Raw genomic sequence first — 7,248 nt, 5'->3', positions numbered from 1 at the left:
TCCAATCCTGTTAGGGGGCTTTAGAGAAATAGCCGGATTTTTTTCCGTTAATTCAACTAAACACCCCCAAAAGTGGATTTCTGGAGCCAATAACAGAAATTCCTCCGCCTATCTTCCCCTCTTTCCCAACTTTCCTGAAATTAACCGGAATTTCTTCCGTTAAGCCCTGCTCTGCCATCCCAGCCTACCGCAACTCCCATCACACCAAAAAGAGCATACCCACACCTGGATATGCTCTCTCTCACTTAATTATTCAACTGATAGATTAAAGCTGCCGCCTGTGCTCTCGTTGCCGTACTCTGAGGATTAAACGAACCGTTCATCCCCTTAATATAACCTTTTGTCGACATCACTTGAACAGCTTCCTTGGCCCACTCAGGGATGTTTTGTGCATCCGCGAACATCACGTCCGTCCCACCGCTTAAGTCGTCTCCTCGATCCTGTAGAGCCTTATACAGCATCACAGACATCTGAGCTCGAGTTAAAGGTGCATCCGGTTTAAACAAACCTCCAGGGAAGCCCTGAACGATTCCTTTGGATACCGCTACTTTTATCGCTGGCACGGCATAGCCCGGAATTTGATCTTTAAACTCTAACTTTAGACTCGGGTCATCCTTCCAGCCTAACCAGTTCCCTAAGATCGTAACAAACTGTGCACGAGTAAGGACCGCATTCGGAGCAAAACGATCTTTGGACATCCCGTTTACAATACCTTGGTTGTAAAGATCAATGACCGGTTTTTCATACCAAGAGCCGGCTAGCACGTCTTTAAACGGGTTGATGTCTGTACTATAAACAGGCACATAAAGCCCGAATCCAGGCAGCACGAAAAGTGTCTCTCCAGAAGGCAAGCGGGTTCCCTTCAGCTCTTCCACTACTTTTTTCTCTTCATCAAAATGAACCAAGCCAACAGCCATTTCCTTCAAAGGCTGAAGTGATACAGTCTGAGGAGCTTGCGACCCACTTATGCGAAAACCAAACATCGTTGGCTTCTTGCCCGGCATATAGAAAGGTACAGTAGAAACAGGCTCTACTCGAGTGGTACTATCAAACTTCAGTTCTACCTCATTGCCTAGACGGAAAGCTTGCCCCGATTCCAAATCAGTGGCCAACACATCTTTACTTGCATCATAAGGTTGGTAGAGTGTCATTTCGTCAAAATAAAGCGTACCTGACTCTGGACCCTGAGCCGTCCCTTCTGGAACATTAACGAGGTAGATACTCTTCATGCTGACAGGGTATGCCACGCCAACAGGAATCTGTCCCATTACATAATTCCATCCGCTAAAGTTCATTTCTCTCGTCCAATCCAGATAGTGCACCTTCCCATTGGCATCAATAAGCTCAGAACGAAGCCAGTGTTGACTGTTATCTCCATACACCCACATTCCTGCACTCATCGGAGTCCCAGGCAAGACAATCGGTTTACTTCCCAACATCCCATAAGCTATACGAAGCTCGTTTTGTGGTGCACCGCTAAAGTTATATTCCAAACGAGCGGATTGCTTCGTACGATAAACCTGATCACTTCCTAGAGAGAAGCTTCCATTATTCGCCAGTTGGGCAGGGAGTGCTGAATGATAGATTCCTGCTATTGTGTCAAAGGATTCAAACGGCTCAGCAACCGCACCAATATAGACAGGGACTTTCACTTCGATCCCATCAAAGTTGACCGTGATCTCTCCATTCCCTTTATCGACACCTGCATTAAACGTAAACTCTTCTACTGTACCTAACCCCTCCGTTACAGATACACTAGCACCTTTTGGTGTTACATCAAGTAACTTGCCATTTTTCGTTCGAATCTTCACCGTAAAGGACTTGGATTGACCAACATCCACTGCAATAGTCGATGGCTCCACAATTAATTGCTCCACTTGTGCAGCCCCTATCACATTCAACTTATGGGACTGGCGAACACCACTATACTCAGCAACCACTTCCTGTAAGCCAGAGGTGAGCGCTAGAAATCTATTACCAGTAAAAGAATCTGTTCCTGTCCACATCACATCCTGCTGAGGAACAGCGAATGGATGGAAGTGAACATCATAGCCTTTCACTTTAAACTCCGTCTCCGATCCTTTTACAACTTCAGTAGGACCGTCTATTAGGAAGCCTTGAAACTCTCCTGTTGGTGCTGTGTTAAAAATCCCGATTCCCGTAGGAACCTTGCGTTGGGTTCCGCCTTGCGGCGTATTCATCAGACTAACTTGGTGATCCGCCAATTTACGGGCCACCATCGTAGTAGAGCCTCCACCATCGAGGTTAAATGCTCTGAAGCTGCCTAACTCGCTCATTAACTGAGCCAACTCTACTAATTCCATTCCACGGCTTCTTGACGATTTTTCAACTGCAACAAGCAGCAACGACTTTCCGTCTTGCGAGATTCCAGCTGCCGAACGTGCTACTAATCCCTTGATAGAGTTGGCTGTCGGGTTCAACGCCACCCCATTCTCTACTAGCAGTACGTGACCTGCCATAGCGGAATCTAAAGCACTTGCTCCCGGCGCCGTCAGGGTTGTCGAAGCTAACTCAACAGGATCCCCAGGATTGAAGTTTTCTTGTAAAAACTTCGCTCCACCGCCATGCCCCCATAGAACATATCCTGAACTAGGCATAGCTGCCGCTGGCTGGTTATATCGGATTTCCTTAACTACTTGGTTTTCTACAACAACTTCTACATATTCCTCATAGCCTGGGAGTAATCCTAGACTTGTTGGTCCAAAAGAAGGCGTATAAAGATTAATTTGATCCTTATGACTTGCATATCCATTCGATTGGTATTCCTCTTTGTTCACCCCTTGGATGACATAAGAGTTTCCATTAGGTGCCGTCACTTTTCCTTGATAAGTCATCTTCTCGATGATCGCAGTACGGTCACCTGTAATTCCTAAACTAAACCAATATGGCATGCGGCCCATAGAGGAGACGAGCTCTCCTTTATCTAGGGTAATACCAAATGGTGTACGATTTTTCATATTAAAAAAGTCTGAGTTAATGGCCGCAATCGCTCCTTTTTCCTTGGCCATTTCTTCAATAGGTTGCCTTTCTACAAATGTTCCACCTTTTCCATAAATTGGACGTACCTCTGCATACGGATTGTTTAAATCTACTTTTGTCACATAGACTCGTGCGTCCTTACCTGCAATTCGTTTTATGTACGTCTGTGAAACCACACCTTCTCCAATCACCTGCTCTTCAAGCAATTGAGCCAGTTGCGTCTCATTCGCACTTGCCCATGAAGGCAGCACAGAACTAAACAACAGAGCGACAACCAACAGCATCGCTGTTCGCCCTTTTTCCCAATACTGCATGCGTAAATCTCCTCTCCAAACCTAGCTTCTCTATTATCTATAGTTTAGACGCCTTAGTAGATTAAAAGGTTTCAGGAAGAAATCCCCATAAGACACACAAAAAAAAACGGCATCCCCCGAAAGGACACCGTTATATCTAAAATGAATCCGGGCGTTGATTACGCAATCCATAATAATAAAGAATCGCTTCAGCAATTCTTCTCGAAGCTTCGCCGTCCCCATAAGGGTTAGCCGCTTTAGACATCTTCGCGTACGCCTCTTCATCTATTAACAGTTCATGAGCTAATTGGTATATCACTTGCTCATCCGTTCCCGCTAGCTTCAGCGTTCCCGCAGCAATTCCCTCTGGACGTTCTGTTGTATCACGCAATACCAAGACAGGCACCCCGAAAGCTGGAGCTTCTTCTTGCACACCGCCTGAATCTGTCAAGATGAGGTGAGAACGCGACATAAAGTTATGGAAATCTACTACATCAAGCGGCTCAATTAAACGGATTCTCGGGTGATCTCCCAAAATGTCTGCAGCCGCTTCCTTTACAGCTGGATTCAAATGGACGGGATACACCACAGCAATATCCTCATGTGTATCGACCAAACGACGGATCGCCCGGAACATGCCTCGCATCTTTTCGCCGAGATTCTCCCTGCGATGCGCTGTCATAAGCACTAGCCTTAATCCCGCTAGTTCCTCAAGAACCGGATGATGATAATCCTCTCGCACCGTTGTCTTTTGGGCATCAATTACCGTATTACCCGTAACAAAAATCGATTCTTCCGGTTTATTCTCTCTACAAAGATTAGCTGCTGACACGGATGTCGGTGCAAAGTGCAGATCAGCCATAACTCCCGTTAACTGTCGATTCATCTCTTCCGGATACGGAGAGTACTTATTATGGGTTCGGAGTCCTGCTTCCACATGGCCTACAGCTACTTGATTGTACAGGGCAGCTAAGCTCGCTACAAAGGTCGTTGTCGTATCCCCATGGACTAAGACCATATCCGGCTTAACTTCCTTCATCACTTCATCTAATCCATGAAGCGCTCTCGTGGTGACATCGACTAAGGTCTGCCTGTCCTTCATGATATTCAAGTCATGGTCTGGAGTAATCTCAAAAATATCAAGCACTTGATCGAGCATCTGCCGATGTTGGGCTGTGACACAAACAATCGGTTCAAACTCTTCATACTTCTGTAATTCATGAACCAACGGAGCCATCTTAATCGCTTCTGGCCTAGTCCCGAAAATCGTCATGATTTTCTTCTTCATGGTTTCTCCACTCCTCCTACTTCGTTCCAAACAATCGGTCGCCTGCATCCCCTAAACCTGGAACAATATAGCCATGATCATTTAACATTTCATCCACGGCAGCGACAAAAATATCGATATCAGGATGCATCTCTTGTACTTTCTGAATTCCTTCAGGTGCTGCAATTAAACACATCAATTTCATGCTGCGTGCTCCTCGGTTTTTCAAGGCTGTAATGGCCGCTACAGCAGATCCGCCAGTTGCAAGCATCGGATCAATCACAATCAAGTCTCTCTCACTAATATCAGAAGGCAATTTTACATAATACTCCACAGGTTCAAGCGTGTCAGGATCACGGTATAAACCCACATGCCCTACCTTGGCCGCTGGAATCAGCTTAAGAACTCCATCCACCATACCAATTCCTGCTCTAAGGATAGGGACTAAGCCTAGTTTCTTACCCGCAATCATTTTGGATTTACAACGCGTTACGGGAGTTTCCACTTCCACTTCTTGCAACGGAAGATCTCGGGTGATTTCATAGGCCATTAACATAGCCACCTCATCAACCAACTCTCTGAATTCCTTTGTGCCCGTTGTTTTATCTCTTATGTATGTCAGCTTATGTTGGATCATTGGATGATCAAATACGTATAAATTTCCCATGGTTTTTCCCTCCTATTATTGATAATTAGTATGTACTCCGCCAAACCTCTTCATGCCGGGGAATATTATACCACTATCGTAGAAAAGTAGAAATGTAGAATAATTTGTGTTCCAAAAAATTTTTTCTTTGAAATTGGCCAAAAAAACTATTATATTAATAGAGGTTTGTTTTTGTTTGAATTTGTCGTTATTTTTGTGTTGATTTTTTGTAAAGTTTTCGTTAATTAAGGGGGATCTATTAGTGGATTTATCCATGCAGGACGTTCTATTTAAGTTTCTCGGTGGTCTAGGTATTTTCCTTTTCGGGATCAAGTACATGGGAGATGGATTGGAAAAGTCAGCCGGTGACAGGCTTCGTGATATCCTCGAAAAAATGACGACCAATCCTATTAAAGGAGTGCTTGCCGGGATTATTGTGACGGTTCTATTACAAACGAGCTCCGGTACAACAGTATTAGCTGTAGGATTTGTTAATGCCGGATTGATGACATTGCGACAGGCGATCGGGGTCATCATGGGGGCAAATATCGGAACAACCGTTACGGCGTTCATTATTGGTATAAAAATTGAAAATTATGCCCTACCTATAATAGCAGCTGGTGCAATTCTTCTTTTCTTCTTTAAGAAGAAAAGACTTCAGTATATGGGACAGATTGTCTTTGGTTTCGGGATGTTGTTCTACGGCTTAAAAACCATGGGTGGTGGACTTAAACCTTTAAAGGATTTGCCGATTTTCCACGAAATGATGGTGGATTTTGCAGAGAATCCGCTCCTTGGTGTAATCTTCGGAACCGTGTTTACCGTGATAGTACAAAGCAGTAGTGCCACTATTGGAATACTGCAGCAGTTGGCCAGTGAAGGAGGAATTTCTCTAAAAGCTGCCTTGCCTATACTGTTCGGGGATAATATTGGAACCACGATAACAGCTATGCTGGCGGCTATTGGTGCCTCTATTGCTGCCAAGCGTGCAGCACTGACACACGTGATCTTCAACCTTCTTGGAACTTTTATAGCCATTCTTCTTCTTCCGCTGTTCTATAACCTTGTTTACTGGCTGGGAGAAGTTACACAAGTTGACGTACGTATGCAAATTGCTTATGCCCACGGAATATTTAACTTTACGAATGTATTTATCCAGTTGCCTTTTATTGGTGTACTCGCTTATATTGTGACAAAGATCTACCGCGACCGTGAAGGTGAAATCGAGTTTGGTGTGAAGAATCTTGACCCTCGTTTTCTTGATAATCCTTCAGTTGCCATCGGTCAAGCTGAGAAGGAATTACTGCGAATGGCTAATTTAACTAAAGAGATGCTTCGTGATTCTACTGAGTATTTCTATACAGGCAATGAAAAGTTAAGCGAAGCTACAAAGCAAAGAGAAGATCTTGTGGATCTCCTAGAAGAAAAAATTATTGATTATATGACAAAAGCAGCATCTGAACATGAAATCCCCGATACAGAGAAATACTCATCTCTCATGTATGCCTTAAAGGACATTGAGCGTATGGGCGATCACTCGATGAATATTGTTGAATTAGCAGAGTATCGTTATAATAATAAATTGCATCTTTCAGAAGAGGCTAATCAGGAATTACGTGAAATGGTTGATCTTACAAGCGAAACCATGGCTATGGCGATTAAAGCGTTAGAAGATAATGACAAAGAATTAGCCATGAAGGTAGTTGAACTTGAAGAGAAAGTCGACAAGATGGAACGTCAGTTACGCAAGACACACTTGAAGCGTTTGAATGAAGGAGTTTGTACAGGTGGATCTGGGGTTGTATTCCTAGATATTATCAGCAACCTCGAACGTATGGCAGACCATAGCATGAATATTGCTCAATATGTATTAGGTGAAATTTAAGGGAAGGATCTTCGGATCCTTCTTTTTTTCATTTTCGACATGGGTAGCTCAGGCACATTAGCGGAGAAATTTCCGTTATTTCTAGAAGTCTAAGAAAATCACCTGAAATAACGGAGTACTTTTCCGTTACGGCTTAGCCCCCTAAGTTTGGACACTT

Annotated in this window: 4 protein-coding genes; 1 reads left to right on the top strand and 3 read right to left on the bottom strand. The window is 44.0% G+C overall.

The features are described from left to right. Window positions 1–245: 245 nt before the first annotated feature. The 3 genes from EIZ39_RS25980 to upp all read right to left on the bottom strand — a co-directional run bounded on the left by EIZ39_RS25980 (window position 246) and on the right by upp (window position 5,227). Window positions 246–3,314 (bottom strand): phosphodiester glycosidase family protein, encoded by a 3,069-nt coding sequence (locus EIZ39_RS25980; RefSeq protein ID WP_129204461.1) that lies wholly within the window; start codon window positions 3,312–3,314, stop codon window positions 246–248. Window positions 3,315–3,450: 136 nt separating this feature from the next. After that, window positions 3,451–4,581 carry a non-hydrolyzing UDP-N-acetylglucosamine 2-epimerase gene (wecB, locus tag EIZ39_RS25970; RefSeq protein ID WP_129204459.1) on the bottom strand — a complete coding sequence of 377 codons (1,131 nt, stop codon included), beginning with the start codon at window positions 4,579–4,581 and terminating at the stop codon, window positions 3,451–3,453. A 16-nt stretch (window positions 4,582–4,597) separates the two neighbouring features. After that, complete coding sequence (upp, locus tag EIZ39_RS25965; protein ID WP_129204457.1) at window positions 4,598–5,227, bottom strand: uracil phosphoribosyltransferase; 630 nt, start codon at window positions 5,225–5,227, stop codon at window positions 4,598–4,600. A 241-nt stretch (window positions 5,228–5,468) separates the two neighbouring features. Between upp and EIZ39_RS25960 the strand changes: the two genes are divergently transcribed. After that, window positions 5,469–7,091, top strand: coding sequence for a Na/Pi cotransporter family protein (locus EIZ39_RS25960; RefSeq protein ID WP_368666366.1), 1,623 nt, complete (start codon window positions 5,469–5,471; stop codon window positions 7,089–7,091). Window positions 7,092–7,248 lie beyond the last annotated feature (157 nt).

The organism is Ammoniphilus sp. CFH 90114, assembly GCF_004123195.1.
Classification (GTDB): Bacteria; Bacillota; Bacilli; order Aneurinibacillales; family RAOX-1; genus YIM-78166.
Note: the sequence above shows the minus strand (reverse complement) of the source record. Positions and strands in the feature narration are given on the sequence as shown.

Bases quoted from the DNA above. Each gene is read 5' to 3' on its own strand.
- EIZ39_RS25980 (WP_129204461.1), bottom strand. From the start codon at position 3,314: ATGCAGTATTGGGAAAAAGGGCGAACAGCGATGCTGTTGGTTGTCGCT.
- upp (WP_129204457.1), bottom strand. From the start codon at position 5,227: ATGGGAAATTTATACGTATTTGATCATCCAATGATCCAACATAAGCTG.
- wecB (WP_129204459.1), bottom strand. From the start codon at position 4,581: ATGAAGAAGAAAATCATGACGATTTTCGGGACTAGGCCAGAAGCGATT.